This window comes from Streptomyces aurantiaciflavus (genome assembly GCF_049808595.1).
In the GTDB taxonomy this organism is placed as follows: domain Bacteria; phylum Actinomycetota; class Actinomycetes; order Streptomycetales; family Streptomycetaceae; genus Streptomyces.
The window spans coordinates 166,848-181,958 of record NZ_JBNCAQ010000018.1 but is presented as its reverse complement, the minus strand read 5'-3'; the positions used below and the strand labels follow the sequence as shown (position 1 = coordinate 181,958).

The window sequence follows — 15,111 nt, the reverse complement described above, 5'->3', positions numbered from 1 at the left end:
TCAGTTGCTCGCGTCCACTGTGTTGGTTCTGAAACCACGAACAGCCCCACGTGCCACACGTGGTGCGGCTGACAGTTTCATAGTGTTTCGGTGGTTATAGCGTGAGGGAAACGCCCGGTTACATTCCGAACCCGGAAGCTAAGCCTTACAGCGCCGATGGTACTGCAGGGGGGACCCTGTGGGAGAGTAGGACGCCGCCGAACAATCATTGGGAAAGGCCCACACCGTAAGGTGTGGGCCTTTCTGCTTTTCGGGGATGGGAGGGCCAGGGGAGTGCCCTCCCACCGAAGTGCACACCCGAATCAGAGACGTCCCGCGGCTTTCAGCGCCAAGTAAGCGTCCGCCAGCGCCGGCGCCAACTCGTCCGGTGTTGCGTCGACGACCGTGACTCCGTGGCGGCGTAGTTGTTCGGCGGTTCGATGGCGTTCCGTTTGGGCTTGTGCGGCGGCTGCCGCGTCGTACACCGCGTCGGTGGTGCCTCGGGAAGTGGCCATGCGGGCGATGTGAGGGTCGGCCACGGAGGCGACCAGGACTGTGTGGCGCTGGGTGAGCTGAGGAAGGACGGGGAGGAGGCCTTCCTCGACTGGGGCGGCGTCGAGAGTCGTCAGCAGGACGATGAGGGAGCGGCGGGGGGCCGTGCGAAGGGCTGTGGCGGTGAGGCCGGCGGCGTTTGTTTCGATCAGTTCCGGTTCGAGAGTGGCCATTGCGGTGACCAGGGACGGAAGTACGTCGCGGGCTGTGCGGCCCTGGACCAGGGCGCGGACTCGACGGTCGTAGGCGAGGAGGTCGACTCGGTCGCCGGCTCGGGAGGCCAGGGCGGCGAGGAGTAGCGCGGCGTCCATGGAGGCGTCGAGGCGGGGGGCGTCGCCGACGCGGCCTGCGGAGGTGCGGCCGGTGTCGAGGACCAGGAGGATGTGGCGGTCGCGTTCGGGGCGCCAGGTGCGGACGGCGACCGTTGACTGGCGGGCGGTGGCGCGCCAGTCGATGGAGCGGGTGTCGTCGCCGGGGACGTATTCGCGAAGGCTGTCGAATTCTGTGCCCTCGCCGCGGGTGAGGGCGCTGGTGCGTCCGTCGAGTTCGCGGAGGCGGGCGAGTTTCGAGGGGAGGTGCTTGCGGCTGGTGAACGGTGGGAGGACGCGTACGGTCCAGGGCACTTTGTGGGTGCCTTGGCGGGAGAAGAGGGCGAGGGGGCCGAAGGAGCGGATGGTGACGCGGTCGGCTTGGCGGTCGCCGCGGCGGGTGGGCTGGAGGCGGGTGGTGAGGCGGCGGCGTTCGCCGGCGGGGATGGTGAGGTGGTGGCGGGAGGCGGCGATTTCGGTGCCGGGCTGCCAGCTGCTGGGGGGCCAGGCGTCGCGGATGTCGGCACGCAGGGGGCGGCGGGACGGGTTGGTGATCGTGAGGGTGACGTCGGCGGCTTCGCCGAGGCGTGCGGAGGTGTCGCCGGAGCGGGTCAGGCGCAGGCGGCGTACGGGGGCTGCGAGGGCGAAGTCGCAGGCGCAGGCGACGGCCAGGGGGGCGTTGACTGCGAGGAGGCCCGTCCAGCTGGGTTCCCAGATGCCGACGGGGAGGGAGCCCAGGGCCGCGAGGAGGGCGGCTCGTCCGGTGAGTGCCATCAGCGGGGGACAGGGACGTGGGCGAGGATCGCGTTGATGACGGAGTCGGCCGTGACGCCTTCCATTTCGGCCTCCGGGCGGAGTTGTAGGCGGTGGCGGAGAGTGGGCAGGGCGAGGGCTTTGACGTCGTCGGGGATGACGTAGTCGCGGCCGGTCAGCCAGGCCCATGCGCGTGAGGTGGCCAGGAGGGCCGTCGCGCCTCGCGGTGAGACGCCGAGGGTGAGCGATGGTGATTCGCGGGTGGCGCGGCAGATGTCGACGACGTAGGCCGTGATCTCGGGGGAGATCGTCGTTCTGGCGACTGCGGCGCGGGCGGCTTCCAGGTCGGCGGGGCCGGCTACGGGGCGTACGCCGGCGGCTCGCAGGTCGCGGGGGTCGAAGCCTTCGGCGTGGCGGGTGAGGACGTCGATCTCGTCCTGGCGGGAGGGGAGGGGGATGGTGAGTTTCAGGAGGAAACGGTCGAGCTGGGCTTCGGGGAGGGGGTAGGTGCCCTCGTATTCGACGGGGTTCTGGGTGGCGGCGACCAGGAACGGCTCGGGCAGGGGGCGTGGGGTCCCGTCGACGGTGACCTGGCGTTCCTCCATGGCTTCGAGGAGGGAGGACTGGGTCTTCGGTGGGGTGCGGTTGATTTCGTCGGCGAGGAGGAGGTTGGTGAAGACCGGGCCGGGCTGGAAGGAGAACTCGGCGGTGCGGGTGTCGTAGACGAGGGAGCCGGTGACGTCGCTCGGCATGAGGTCGGGGGTGAACTGGACGCGTTTGGTGTCGAGTTCGAGTGCGGAGGCGAGGGTGCGGACGAGCAGCGTTTTGGCGACGCCGGGGACTCCTTCAAGGAGGACGTGTCCGCGGCAGAGGAGGGCGACGACGAGTCCGGTGACGGCGGGGTCCTGGCCGACCACGGCCTTGGCGATCTCGGCGCGCAAGGCTTCCAGGGAGGCGCGGGCGGTGCCCGGGTCCCCGGTGTTCCCGGCGTTGTCAGTGGTCGGGTCCATCATGGACGGCGTACCTCTCTTTCGAGGGTGTCGAGTTGGCCGGTGAGGGCGATCAGGGCTGTGTCGTCGCCGGGTGGTGGGCCGAAGAGAAGGGCGTGCAGGGACTGTCCGTCGCTGTTCAGGTGGGCGGACAGGGCGGGGATGAGGGCTTCGGGCGTGTGCGCCTGAGTGACGGGGATGCCTACGAGAGGGGCGAGGCGGGTGCGGGTGGTGGAGCGAAGAGCGGTGGCCGCGCGGTCGCGCGCGTTGGCCTTGCGGTAGAGGCGGGCGCGGCCTTCGACGGTTTCGGAGGCGCGGATCGCGACGGGGAGTTTTTCGGGCACGAGGGGGCCGAGTCGGCGTGCCCGCCAGAGGGCGGCGAGCGCTGCCGCGACGAAGAGCTGCAGCGTGCCCCAGAGCCAGCCGGACGGGATGAGCTCGAAGAAGCTCTTCTCGTCCTCGGGGGCGGCGGCGGAGGTGTCGGAGAGCGAGGGGAGGTACCAGACGAGATGCGGGCGGGAGCCGAGGAGCTGGAGGGCGAGCGAGGCGTTGCCCTGCTTGTCGAGACGGTCGTTGTGGAGGATGTCGGGCGCGCCGAGGACGATGGTGTCGCCGTCGCCGGAGGCGTCCGGGATGCGCAGCAGGGTGGCCAGGCGGTTGCTGGGGTAGCACTCATCGACGTCGAGGTGGCGTGTGGTGTAGCGGACGCCGCCGGTCTCGGCGCTGCCGGCCCGTTGTGCGGCGGGCAGGTCGCAGTCGGGGGAGAGTGTGGAGCCGCGGCTGGTGGCGGGGTCCGCCGTGACGCCGGGGGCGAGTGTTTCCACGGACCAGCTGCCGGGGGCGACGAGGACGGTACGGCCGCCGGAACCGGTGGTCGCCGAGTGCAGCTCTCTCTGTTGACGTTTGGTCAGGAGGTCGGGGGTGGCGACCAGGAGGGTGGTGTCGGGAGCTGTGGCGGCGCGGGCCTCGGCGAGGGTGCTGACGACCCGGGTGGAGACGCCGCGGTCGGCGAGGAGTTCGGCGACGGCGCGGTTGCCGTAGGGGTCGGCGGAGCGCGGGTCGAGGGTGCCGTGCCGGGTGTCGGAGCGGAGCACGGCGAGGGTGACGGCTCCGGCCAGGAGGAGTACGAAGGCGAGGGCGATTCCTCGCGTGCGGGTCCACAGGTGGCGGGCGGTGGGCGAGGCCGAGGTGGACGGGAGCGTGGCCTCGGTGGTCATTCGGCGGCTCCCTGGCGGGCGTGGTGGGCCGCGGTCGGGGCGCTGCTGTGGGCGAGTTGGGGCTTGGTGTTGTCCAGGTCGCGGTCGAGGCCGGTGATGCGGTGGTATGTCTGCTCGGTCGCCGTGCGGCCACCGTATGTGACGTCGTCGAAGTCGCGGGCGGCGGCGCGCAGTCGGTCGGTGTGGGCCGGCAGGGTGCGGCCGGCTTCGGTGGCGGCCTCGTCCGCGGTGCGGCCGGGGCGGGCGTCGAGGAGGGCGCGTTCCTCCAGGGCGCGGACGATGGCGCGCATGCGTTCCTGGACGGCCTGGTTCCAGTGGCCCTGGGCTGCGTGCGCCTCGGCGGTCGCGCGGTGGTCGGCGGCGCTGCGGGGGCGATCGTCGAACAGGGCGGTGGTGGAGCCTGGTCGGCGGCGTGGGGTGCCGAGGCGCCACCAGAGGGCAGCCGCGACGGCGACGACGGCCAGGGCGATGACCACCAGGCCGAGTGTCCCGCCCGGGGCGGCGGTGGAGGCGGAGCCGAACAGGCTGCTGATCCAGTCCCACAAGGTGGTCAGGGCACGCTCGAACAGGCTGGGGTCGTTCTCGTGGTACAGCTGCTTGGACAGCTCGCGCCGGGCCGCATCCCGTGCGGGGTCGCGGGGGATGGTCACCGGCGGCTCGTCGCCGCGTACCCATGACAACGCGGAGCCGTCGCCGGTCCGCAGGAGGGCGTGCACGGTCCGGTCGGTGGTGCGTGACAGTACTGCCGGGGCCGCGGTGCCCGTGCCGGCCGGCGCCGAGGCGGGTATGCCGCCGCCCGGCGGTGCCGGCAGGGCTGCGAGGACTGCCCCCGTCAGGCTCACCGCATCAGCTCCCCGGGAGGGGGCCGGGTGCCTGGTTCCCGTAGCCCTGGACGCCGGCGGCGCGGGCGAGGTCGAGGTCGAGGGCCTCGCGGCGGATGCGCTGGTCGATGTAGAGGAGGACGGTGACGCCCGCGGTGATCGGGAACGTGATCAGGGAACCGATCACCGAGCCCACCCCGCTGACGATGAGGTACGTCCATCCGAGCTCGCTGCTGCCGTCCGCGAAGGCGCCGAGGCCGCCGTCGCTCAGGATCCCGCCGAGGAGGACGAAGGGGACGGCGACGATCATCGCGACCATGTTCGCGATGAACAGGGAGAGCAACTGGATGCCGAAGACCCGCCACCAGGAGCCGCGGACGAGCTTCGCGGAGCGGCCCAGTGCCTTCTTGATGCCCTGCTTCTCCAGCATCAGCGCGGGGGAGGCGAGGGAGAAGCGGACCAGCAGCCACACCACGCCGACCAGCGCACCGATGAGGCCCAGCGCCGACAGCGCGCTGCCCGCGCCGCCGCCCACCAGGAGACCCGGCAGGGCGCCGACGACGAGGACACCGGCCGCGATCAGCGCCACGAAGAAGATCAGACCGAACAGCCTCAGCATCTGAGGGCGGGCGTCCCGCCAGGCCTCGCCGGTGGTGACCGGCCTGCCGAGCACTGCACGGCTGGTGACGGTCGTCAGAAGGGCGGTCGCCACGATCGTGCCGATCAGCGCGATCAGGGCGACGACACCGGAGTTCCGCATGACGTCGCCCATCGCGCGGGTCTGCTCGTCGAGAGTGGCACTCCGGTCGGTGAGGGCGGTCGTGCCCGTCATGTCGTTCAGGACCAGGCCCTGGAGCAGGACGACGATGACCTCGACGACGATGGCGACGGCCAGCGAGATGCCCAGGACCGTACGCCAGTGGGTGCGCATGGTGGAGACGGCGCCGTCGAGGATCTCGCCCACGCCGAGGGGGCGCAGCGGGATCACTCCGGGCTTGGCCGCGGGGGGAGAACCGCCCCAGCCGCCGGGAGCGCCGTAGCCGTATCCGCCGTATCCGCCGGGGCCTGTGGGGCCGCCGTAGCCGCCGGGTGGGCGGGGGCCCCAGCCCGGGACGGGCGGCGGGGGTGGCGCAGGAGGCTGGGCGGGGTTCTGGGGGTTTGTGGGCGCGGACCATTGGGCCGGTGGCGGCTGCTCCGTGGACCACTTCGTGCCGGGGCCCTCCGGATGCGCGGCCGGCTGGTCCGCGGACTGCGTGCCGCCGGGTCGGTCGGCGGGCTCGGCGGGGTGGGACGCACCGGGCTCCTGTCCGTCGGACGGGGCGGATCCGGGCGAGGCCCAGCCCGGAGTGTCTTTCATCGTCGCTCCTTCTCGGTGCCCGTCCGCGGGCGCGGCGGCAGGTTGGGAGCCATCGTGCCATGGGGTGGTCGGCGAGGGACCGGCCGCGGTCGGGGCTGCACACCTTCAATTGTCCGCCGGATAATGGGCAGACTGACGGCATGGCTGATCAGTACGCGCAACCCGGCGAGGACAAGCGGCCCACCGAGATACCGGCGATCCGCTGGGAGGAACCACCCGAAGGTCCCGTGCTGGTGCTCCTGGACCAGACGAGGCTGCCGGCCGAGGAGGTCGAGCTGGTCTGTACGGACGCGTCCGCGCTGGTGGAGGCGATCCGTTCGCTCGCCGTGCGCGGAGCGCCGCTGCTCGGCATCGCCGGGGCGTACGGTGTCGCGCTCGCCGCCACGCGTGGGTTCGACGTCGACGAGGCCGCGGTCGCGCTCGAGAGCGCCCGGCCCACCGCGGTGAACCTGTCGGTCGGCGTGCGCCGGGCCCGGGCCGCCTACCAGGCGGAGCTCGCCAAGGGAGGCGGCCCCGAGCAGGGCGCCCGGGCCGCGTTGGCTGCCGCGCGACGACTGCACCAGGAGGACGCGGAAGCCAGCGCGCGGATGGCGGAGCACGGGCTGGCGCTCCTCGACGAACTGCTGCCCGGCGGCGGGCACCGGGTCCTCACGCACTGCAACACCGGCTCGCTGGTGTCGGGCGGCGAGGGGACGGCGTTCGCGGTGGCGCTCGCTGCGCACCGGGTGGGGCGGCTGCGGCGGCTGTGGGTGGACGAAACGCGTCCGCTGCTGCAGGGCGCCCGCCTCACGGCGTACGAAGCGGCCCGCAACTCCATGGCGTACACGCTGCTCACGGACAACGCGGCGGGTTCGCTGTTCGCGACCGGGGAGGTGGACGCGGTGCTGATCGGGGCGGACCGCATCGCGGCCGACGGCTCTGTGGCGAACAAGGTGGGGAGCTATCCGCTCGCGGTGCTCGCGCGGTACCACCATGTGCCGTTCATCGTGGTGGCGCCGGTGACGACGGTGGATCCGGACACCCCGGACGGGGCGTCGATCGAGGTCGAGCAGCGTCCGGGGTTCGAGGTCACGGAGGTGACCGGCCCCCAGGCGCCGGTGTCGGGAGCGGGCGGTGGGGTACCGGTGGCGCCTTTGGGGACGCAGGCGTACAACCCGGCGTTCGACGTGACGCCGCCCGAGCTGGTGACGGCGATCGTCACGGAGGAAGGCGTCGTGTCACCCGTGACAGCCGGGGCTCTGGCCGAGCTGTGCGCGAGGTCACGGCAGACGACCGCGGGGTGAGGGGCCGGCCCTGATCGCCAGGGAGGGCCGCTCTGCCCGGCGCGATCCGCAGGAGGAGCGGCCGTGGATCACCCGCCCCCTGCGCACCCTGGAAGCCGCGACCACCCAGCTTGCCGAGGGACGACTCACCCACCTGCCCGACGCGAGCACTGGCCCGCCCGAGTTGCGCCGCCTGGCCTCGTCCTTCACGCACACCGCCACCCGGCTGCAACACCTGGTGAAGGCGCAGCAGGCGTTCGCCTCGGAAGCCTCCCACCAGCTCAAGACCCCGCTCACCGGGTTGCGGCTGCGCCTGGAGAATTTCGAGCCCTACCTCGACCCCCGCGCCCACGGCAGCCTGGAGGAGGCCGTCGGCGAGGTCGAACGCCTCGGCCGTATGGTCCAGGGCCTGCTCGCTCTCGCCCGCCTGGAGAACACCGCCACCACCCCGGAGCCCGTCGACCTGGACACCGTGCCGGCCGACCGGGTCGCGATGTGGGAGCCGCCGGCGGCCGAGCAGTACGTCGCCCTCGACATCACCGGCCCACCCGTCGGCTACGTGTGGGCGATTCCCGGCGCCCTGGAGCAGATCCTCGACAACCTCCTCGCCAACGCCCTGCGCGTCTCCCCGCCCAGCATCACCATCACCCTGCACCGCGCCGTCGGCACCGAGCTCCATATCCTCGACCAGGGCCCCGGCATGAACGAGGCCGACCGCGCACGCGCCTTCGACCGCTTCTGGCGCTCCTCCGACTCCCACCACGACGGCACCGGTCTCGGCCTGCCCATCGTCCGCCACCTCGTCGACACCTCCGGCGGCACGATCACCCTGCATCCGGCCCCCGGCACCGGCCTCGACGCCCGTGTCCGACTGCGACCCGCCGCCGCGCGCCCCCGCGGACCGCGCCCGACGGCCGGGGACCACCGCTCCTCGCGCGTCCCCGGCCGTCGGACCCGAGCAGCCGGCCGAAGGTGAAGCGGCAGCCGGACTGACAGCAGTGCTGACACCAGCGGCGGCGGACAGGGGCAGACAGTGACGGTCCAGTACGACTATGGTCACTGGCCGGTGACCCTGCTCACCTGCGCCACCTTCGCCGTTATGAGAATGGGATGATGTCGTTTATGAAGGGACGAGTCCTTGTCGTCGACGACGACACCGCACTGGCCGAGATGCTCGGGATTGTGCTGCGTGGTGAAGGTTTTGAGCCGTCTTTCGTAGCCGACGGCGACAAGGCGCTGGCCGCTTTCCGGGAGGCGAAACCTGATCTGGTGCTGCTGGACCTGATGCTGCCCGGGCGGGACGGCATCGAGGTGTGCCGTCTGATCAGGGCGGAGTCCGGGGTGCCGATCGTGATGCTCACGGCCAAGAGCGACACCGTCGACGTCGTCGTGGGGCTGGAGTCGGGCGCCGACGACTACATCGTGAAGCCGTTCAAGCCGAAGGAGCTGGTGGCCCGGATCCGGGCGCGGCTGCGGAGGTCGGAGGAGCCCGCGCCGGAGCAGCTCGCCATCGGTGACCTCGTCATCGACGTGGCCGGCCACTCCGTGAAGCGGGACGGGCAGTCGATCGCGCTGACCCCGCTGGAGTTCGACCTGCTGGTCGCGCTGGCGCGCAAGCCGTGGCAGGTGTTCACCCGCGAGGTGCTGCTGGAACAGGTGTGGGGCTACCGGCACGCGGCCGACACCCGTCTGGTCAACGTGCATGTGCAGCGGCTGCGTTCCAAGGTCGAGAAGGACCCGGAGCGGCCGGAGATCGTGGTGACTGTTCGTGGCGTCGGATACAAGGCAGGGCCCAGCTGACATGTCAGGAGACAGTGCCGCTTCGGCGCCCGGCCGGTCCGGAGCCCGCGCGGAGCGGCCTGTCGGCCGGAAGCCGGCGGGTTCGCGCCTCGGGCTCCTCTTCGACGGCGGGTTGCTGCGCGGCGGGGTCCACAACAGCCCGGTCCTGCGGTTGCTGCTGCGCTGGGTGCGCCGGCCGCTTCTGCCCGTCATGCGGCTGTGGCGGCGCAACATCCAGCTCAAGGTCGTCGTCACGACCCTGCTGATGTCGCTGGGCGTCGTCCTGCTGCTGGGCTTCGTCGTCATCGGACAGGTGCGCAACGGGCTGCTCGACGCCAAGGTCAAGGCCTCCCAGAGCCAGGCCGCCGGCGGATTCGCCGTCGCCAAGCAGAAAGCCGACGAGGCGGCCGGCGCGGCCGCCGGCGACGGGACCGCGGTGGACGGCGGCTCCTCGCAGAACGTCATCCAGTGGATGAGCGAGCTCGTGTCGTCGCTCTCCAGCGGCGGCCAAGGCGCCTTCGACGTCGTGACGCTGCCCCCCGGCGACATCGCCGGCGGCGGGCGCGGGCCGCGCGCCTCCGGCGATGTCAACCCCAACAAGAGCGTCCCCGAAGCCCTGCGCATCCGTGTCAACACCAGCACGGGCGCCGCCCAGAGCTACACACGCATCATCTACTTCCAGGACAAGGAGTCCCAGCCGGCCCTTGTCATCGGCAAGCAGGTCAACGACCCGAACAACAACCCCTACGAGCTGTACTACCTCTTCCCGCTCACCCAGGAGGAGAAGTCCCTCAGCCTGGTCAAGGGCACCCTCGCGACCGCCGGACTCTTCGTCGTCGTACTCCTCGGAGCCATCGCGTGGCTCGTGGTGCGGCAGGTCGTCACGCCCGTGCGGATGGCCGCCGGGATCGCCGAGCGGCTGTCCGCCGGACGCCTGCAGGAACGGATGAAGGTCACCGGCGAGGACGACATCGCGCGGCTCGGCGAGGCCTTCAACAAGATGGCGCAGAACCTCCAGCTGAAGATCAACCAACTGGAGGACCTGTCGCGGATGCAGCGACGGTTCGTGTCCGACGTCTCCCACGAACTGCGGACACCGCTGACGACCGTGCGCATGGCCGCCGACGTCATCCACGAGGCACGCGAGGACTTCGACCCGGTGACCGCACGGTCCGCGGAACTCCTCGCCGACCAGCTCGACCGCTTCGAGTCGCTGCTCGCCGACCTGCTGGAGATCAGCCGCTTCGACGCCGGAGCCGCCGCCCTCGAGGCCGAACCGATCGACCTGCGGGAGGTCGTGCGCCGCGTCGTCAGCGGAGCCGCGCCGCTCGCCGAGCGCAAGGGCACGACCATACGCGTCCTCGGCGACCAGCAACCCGTGGTCGCCGAAGCCGACGCGCGCCGTGTGGAACGCGTCCTGCGCAACCTCGTCGTCAACGCCGTCGAGCACGGCGAAGGCAGGGACGTCATCGTCAAACTCGCCGCGGCCGGCGGCGCGGTCGCCGTCGCCGTACGCGACTACGGCGTCGGCCTCAAGCCGGGAGAGGCCACCCGCGTGTTCAGCCGTTTCTGGCGGGCCGACCCGGCACGCGCGCGTACCACCGGCGGCACCGGACTGGGCCTGTCCATCGCCCTGGAGGACGCGCGGCTGCACGGCGGCTGGCTCCAGGCCTGGGGCGAACCGGGCGGCGGCTCGCAGTTCCGGCTCACACTGCCCAGGACCGCCGACGAACCGCTACGGGGTTCACCGATACCCCTGGAACCCAAGGACTCGCGCCGCAACCGCGGACTCGACGACGCCGGCCTGCCGCGCGGCGGAGGCGAGAAGAGCGCCACCGTGCCGGTGCAGCCCGCCGGTGAGCAGCGGGCCTCGTTCGCGCCCCGGCTGGCCACGGTCGCCCCCACGGCCGACCCCACGGCACTGCCCGGCAACGGTGCACGCGTCGTGCCACGGCCCGCCTCCGGCGCACGCCGACAGGACGACCCACCCGCCACGAGGACGGCACGCGGCGAGACACCGGACCGGACGACGGACGCGGGATCCGACGGTACGGACGAGCAAGGGGAGGCATTCCGTGGGCGCTGACCGCCAAGGGGGCCACCGGCGCGCGCGTGCGCGCGCGGCGGCGTACGCCACCTGCGGCGTCGTACTGCTGGCAGGGTGCGCCTCCATGCCCGACAGCGGGGATCTGCGGGGCGTCGACTCCACTCCCCGCCAGGACACGCAGGTGCGGGTGTTCGCGATGCCGCCCCGGGAAGACGCACAGCCCAACGAGATCGTCCAGGGCTTCCTCGAAGCGCTCACCAGCGACGACCCGCGTTACTCGACGGCGCGGCAGTACCTGACCACCCGCGCCGCCCAGCGATGGGAGCCCGAGCGCTCCACCACGGTCCTCGCCGACGGGCCGGGAGCCGAATCCGACCGCTCCGGCGGCCGCGAGCAGGGCAACGACCTCAGCTACACCCTGACCGGTACGAAGGTCGCCACCGTCGACGCACAGCAGTCGTACGCGCCCGCCTCCGGCGACTACAGCCAGACCGTGCACCTCACACGCGACAAGAAGACCCGACAGTGGCGCATCGACGCCCTGCCCCAAGGCGTCGTCATGGGCAAGTCGGACTTCCAGCGCAACTACATGTCCGTCAACAAGTACTACTTCGCCACCGACACCATCTCCGCCGGCTCCGGGCAGCCCATGGCCGTCGCCGACCCCGTCTACGTGCGGGAACGCGTCGACCCCATGACCCAGATGGTGCGCTCCGTGCTCAACGGACCCACCAGCTGGCTGCGGCCCGTCGTCAGGTCCAGCTTTCCCACCGGCACGGCGCTGTCCAAGGGCGCCCCCTCGCTCACCCCCGACGACCAGAACAGACTCACCGTGCCGCTCAACGACAAGGCGGCCGGCATCGGGCACGGCAAGTGCGACGAAATGGCCGCCCAGCTGCTGTTCACGGTGCAGAGCCTCACCCCGACGGTCGACGAGGTCGAGCTGCGGGCAGGCGGCAGACAACTGTGCGTCCTCCGCGAGGACCGGGCCACGGCCGTGGCCGAACGCGGCGCCGAGATGACCCCCGACCACCTGTACTTCATCGACGGCCACCACCGGCTTGTCCGGATGACCAACAGCGGCGGCAACAGCGCCGACCCCGAACCGGTGGCGGGCGCGCTCGGCGACGGCAGCAAGGAACTGCGCTCCGTGGCCGTGGCCCGCGACGAACGCAGCGCCGCCGGAGTCACCCTCGACGGCAAGGCCCTCTACGTCACCTCGACCGTCACGAACCGCGCCCTCACCGAACCCGTCCTGGAGAGCAAGGGCAGGACCGAGGCCGACCGGCTCACCACACCCAGCTGGGACGCGCAGGGCGACCTGTGGATCGCCGACCGCGACCTTGCCGCGCCTCGGCTGCTCCTTCTGGAGAAGGGCGGCGGCCGGCCCGTGGACGTCCTCACCCCGGGGCTGGACGGGCGGATCAACGCCGTACGGGTGGCCGCCGACGGCGTCCGGATCGCGCTCGTCGTGGACAAGGGCGGCAAGCAGTCCCTGCTCATCGGGCGGATCGAACGGGACAAGAACGGGGGCCGGCCCACCGTCTCCGTCCAGGAACTGCGCTCCGCGACACCCGACCTGGAGAAGGTCACGACCGTTTCCTGGGCCGGGGACAGCCGGCTCGTCGTCGTCGGACGCGAAGCCGGCGGGGTCGAGCAGGTGCAGTACGTGCAGTGCGACGGCTCCATCCCCGAGACGGGAACCCTGCCCGGCCTCACCGAGGTGACCAGCATCGCCGCCTCCGAGGACAGCGACGCCCCGCTCTTCGCGACCTCCAAGGACGGGCTGCTGTGGCTGCCCGGGGGGAGCGGGTGGCGGACGCTGAAGGAGGCCGCCTCGGTCGCGTTCTACCCGGGGTGACCTGCGTGCCTTCCCGCGCTGATTCGCTCGTCACAATGGGCTGACCTGCTTCCTGTCGGATCCGCCGAGTTGTCCACAGGCGGTTTTCCACAGGGGTGGCCGGTCCCTGCCCGTGTTGGCACAGTGGTGGGTGTGGAAGGCGTTCGGCGGTGGTGGCAGGAACTCACCGGCCTGGTCCTGCCGGCCGAGTGCGCGGGCTGCGGACGGGCCCGTACGGTGCTCTGCCCCGCATGCCGCGCCGCGCTCGGCGGGAGCACTCCCCGCAGGGTGCGGCCGCTGCCCGAGCCGCCCGGGCTGCCCGCCGTGCACGCGGCGGCCCGGTACGCGGACGAGGTACGGGCCGTGCTGCTGGCGCACAAGGAACGCGGGGCGCTGGCGCTGGCGCGACCGTTGGGGACGGCGTTGGCGGGGGCGGTGCGGGTGGGGTTGGGGTGGGGGGAGGTGGGGGTGGGGGAGGGGCCCCCACCCCCCGGATCCGGACCTGGACCCGGTCCCGTACTCCTCGTCCCCGTCCCCTCCGCCCCCAAAGCCGTCCGAGCCCGTGGCCACGACCCCGCCCGTCGTATCGCTCTCGCGGCCGCCGGTGAGTTGCGCAGGGCGGGGGTGTCGGTGCGGGTGGCCGCGGTGTTGCGGCAGCGGCGTGTGGTGGCCGATCAGTCGGGGCTCAACTCCCGGCAGCGGCTGGAGAACCTGGTGGGCGCGCTGGTGGTGGTGCCCGGTGGCGCGCGGTTGCTGTGCGGCGGTTCGGTGGTACTCGTCGACGACCTCGTGACGACGGGTGCGTCTCTCGCGGAGGCGGCGCGGGCCGTGCGGGCGGCGGTCGCGGCGGAGCGGTGCGCGGCAGGGGTGGCCGGAGCTGGGGCGGTCGTGTGGACGGAGCGTGATGAAGGGGCGGCGGCTGTGTACGGGGGCGTCACTCGGGAAGGCAGAGGGGTACGTCGGTCCGGAGCGCGGGAGGGAGGCGCGGGCCGGTTGCCGGCCGGGCCGGTGGGCTTGGCTGTCGCTGGTGACGTGGTGTGCGCGGCCGTCGTCGCAGCGCCGCCGGACTCTTTCGAAATAAACCGGAACTGAGGGGGATCTTGAGTCGTTGCAGGTAATGAGAAGGCCTTTTCACCTGAACGGAGGTACGCCGCAGTAGAGGGTGACGACATCCGTCCGGGCGAGATATGTTCGGTTGTGAGGGAAAGCCGCAGGCCACACCTCTCAATTTCGAATGCCGTGCTGCGGTTTTCGGCAATCACCCGCAGCACCTGGGGTGGAGATCTCGCCCATGGGGGAGGAGGAGGTGGAAGTCACCGAGTCCGAGGTTCCGGTGCTCACCGGATCCTGGTGCAAAAGGGAGATGCTCCGCCGCTGACGCGGAGCGATCCGGGAACGGAGTTCTGCGTGGACGTCGTCGTCAAGGGCCGCAAGACCGAGGTGCCCGAGCGGTTCCGCAAGCACGTGGCCGAGAAGCTGAAGCTGGAGAAGATCCAGAGGCTCGATGCCAAGGTGATCAGCCTCGACGTCGAGGTGTCCAAGGAGCCCAACCCCCGACAGGCCGACCGGAGCGACCGAGTGGAGATCACGCTCCGCTCCCGCGGTCCGGTGATCCGGGCGGAGGCAGCGGCCAGCGACCCGTACGCGGCACTCGACCTGGCGGCGGAGAAGCTGGACGCCCAGCTGCGCAAGCAGCATGACAAGCGCTACACGCGACGCGGCGCACGCCGGCTCTCGGCAGCGGAGGTCCCCGACCACGTCCCAGGCGTCGCGACCCTCAGCGGCAACGGCCGTCCCGTCCCGGCCGACGAGTCCGACAGCGTGCCCACCAAGAAGATCGGTTCGTTGGAGGTGCAGGGCGACGGTCCCCTCGTGGTGCGCGAGAAGACCCACGTCGCCGCACCGATGACCCTTGACCAGGCCCTCTATGAGATGGAGCTGGTCGGGCACGACTTCTACCTCTTCGTCGACTCCGAGACGAAGGAACCCAGCGTCGTCTACCGGCGGCACGCCTACGACTACGGCGTGATCCATCTCAGGACGGACACGATGGTCACCAACGCGCACTCGCCCGAGGCGGGTGGCGCGCTGGGCGGCTGACCCGGCCCGGTGGCAGCCCAGCAGGTGCCCCTGGAGCGCCCTTGCGCCCCCAGGGGCATCCGTGTGCGACCCCTTCGCGCGCCGCTCTGTCACCGCGTTGTCGTCCG

12 protein-coding genes and 1 rRNA gene are annotated in these 15,111 nt (G+C 71.7%); 8 read left to right on the top strand and 5 right to left on the bottom strand.

Going from position 1 to position 15,111, the window contains the following annotated elements:
- Window positions 1-86 precede the first annotated feature (86 nt).
- Window positions 87-203: ribosomal RNA gene (gene rrf, locus ACPT94_RS22815) — 5S ribosomal RNA — on the top strand.
- Window positions 204-302: 99 nt separating this feature from the next.
- Here the strand turns inward: rrf and ACPT94_RS22810 are convergent.
- From ACPT94_RS22810 to ACPT94_RS22790, 5 genes are all read right to left on the bottom strand, one after another.
- Window positions 303-1,613 carry a DUF58 domain-containing protein gene (locus tag ACPT94_RS22810; protein WP_425246704.1) on the bottom strand — a complete coding sequence of 437 codons (1,311 nt, stop codon included), beginning with the start codon at window positions 1,611-1,613 and terminating at the stop codon, window positions 303-305.
- On the bottom strand, window positions 1,613-2,602 hold the full coding sequence (locus ACPT94_RS22805) for an AAA family ATPase (RefSeq protein ID WP_360345724.1): 990 nt from the start codon (window positions 2,600-2,602) through the stop codon (window positions 1,613-1,615). Before ACPT94_RS22805 ends, ACPT94_RS22810 begins: the two co-directional genes overlap by 1 nt.
- Window positions 2,602-3,798 (bottom strand): DUF4350 domain-containing protein, encoded by a 1,197-nt coding sequence (locus tag ACPT94_RS22800; protein WP_425246703.1) that lies wholly within the window; start codon window positions 3,796-3,798, stop codon window positions 2,602-2,604. Before ACPT94_RS22800 ends, ACPT94_RS22805 begins: the two co-directional genes overlap by 1 nt.
- On the bottom strand, window positions 3,795-4,538 hold the full coding sequence (locus ACPT94_RS22795; RefSeq protein WP_425246713.1) for a DUF4129 domain-containing protein: 744 nt from the start codon (window positions 4,536-4,538) through the stop codon (window positions 3,795-3,797). The genes ACPT94_RS22800 and ACPT94_RS22795 overlap by 4 nt, the downstream gene beginning before the upstream one ends.
- A gap of 106 nt (window positions 4,539-4,644) precedes the next feature.
- Complete coding sequence (locus tag ACPT94_RS22790) at window positions 4,645-5,976, bottom strand: DUF7847 domain-containing protein (RefSeq protein WP_425246702.1); 1,332 nt, start codon at window positions 5,974-5,976, stop codon at window positions 4,645-4,647.
- Window positions 5,977-6,116: 140 nt separating this feature from the next.
- On the opposite strand from ACPT94_RS22790, the gene mtnA reads away from it, so the two are divergent.
- The 7 genes from mtnA to hpf all read left to right on the top strand — a co-directional run bounded on the left by mtnA (window position 6,117) and on the right by hpf (window position 15,004).
- Window positions 6,117-7,259 (top strand): S-methyl-5-thioribose-1-phosphate isomerase, encoded by a 1,143-nt coding sequence (gene mtnA / locus ACPT94_RS22785; protein WP_360345706.1) that lies wholly within the window; start codon window positions 6,117-6,119, stop codon window positions 7,257-7,259.
- A gap of 10 nt (window positions 7,260-7,269) precedes the next feature.
- Entirely contained in the window at window positions 7,270-8,214 is a 945-nt protein-coding gene (locus ACPT94_RS22780; protein WP_425246712.1) for a sensor histidine kinase, read from the top strand.
- Window positions 8,215-8,348: 134 nt separating this feature from the next.
- Window positions 8,349-9,038, top strand: a complete 690-nt coding sequence (gene mtrA / locus ACPT94_RS22775) for a two-component system response regulator MtrA (protein WP_187283109.1) — start codon at window positions 8,349-8,351, stop codon at window positions 9,036-9,038.
- Between the two features lies 1 nt (window position 9,039).
- A complete protein-coding gene (gene mtrB, locus ACPT94_RS22770; RefSeq protein WP_360345704.1) occupies window positions 9,040-11,103 on the top strand; it encodes an MtrAB system histidine kinase MtrB in 2,064 nt (687 codons plus the stop codon).
- On the top strand, window positions 11,093-12,925 hold the full coding sequence (locus tag ACPT94_RS22765; RefSeq protein ID WP_425246701.1) for an LpqB family beta-propeller domain-containing protein: 1,833 nt from the start codon (window positions 11,093-11,095) through the stop codon (window positions 12,923-12,925). Before mtrB ends, ACPT94_RS22765 begins: the two co-directional genes overlap by 11 nt.
- A 132-nt stretch (window positions 12,926-13,057) precedes the next feature.
- Window positions 13,058-13,996, top strand: a complete 939-nt coding sequence (locus ACPT94_RS22760; RefSeq protein WP_425246700.1) for a ComF family protein — start codon at window positions 13,058-13,060, stop codon at window positions 13,994-13,996.
- A gap of 315 nt (window positions 13,997-14,311) precedes the next feature.
- The gene (gene hpf, locus ACPT94_RS22755) at window positions 14,312-15,004 is read left to right on the top strand and encodes a ribosome hibernation-promoting factor, HPF/YfiA family (RefSeq protein ID WP_360345698.1); all 693 of its coding nucleotides are present in this window, start codon (window positions 14,312-14,314) and stop codon (window positions 15,002-15,004) included.
- The last annotated feature ends 107 nt before the right edge of the window (window positions 15,005-15,111 follow it).

Coding starts and splice junctions, on each gene's coding strand:
- ACPT94_RS22805 (WP_360345724.1), bottom strand. CDS start 2,602: ATGGACCCGACCACTGACAACGCCGGGAACACCGGGGACCCGGGCACC.
- mtrA (WP_187283109.1), top strand. CDS start 8,349: ATGATGTCGTTTATGAAGGGACGAGTCCTTGTCGTCGACGACGACACC.
- ACPT94_RS22810 (WP_425246704.1), bottom strand. CDS start 1,613: ATGGCACTCACCGGACGAGCCGCCCTCCTCGCGGCCCTGGGCTCCCTC.
- mtrB (WP_360345704.1), top strand. CDS start 9,040: ATGTCAGGAGACAGTGCCGCTTCGGCGCCCGGCCGGTCCGGAGCCCGC.
- mtnA (WP_360345706.1), top strand. CDS start 6,117: ATGGCTGATCAGTACGCGCAACCCGGCGAGGACAAGCGGCCCACCGAG.
- ACPT94_RS22790 (WP_425246702.1), bottom strand. CDS start 5,976: ATGAAAGACACTCCGGGCTGGGCCTCGCCCGGATCCGCCCCGTCCGAC.
- ACPT94_RS22800 (WP_425246703.1), bottom strand. CDS start 3,798: ATGACCACCGAGGCCACGCTCCCGTCCACCTCGGCCTCGCCCACCGCC.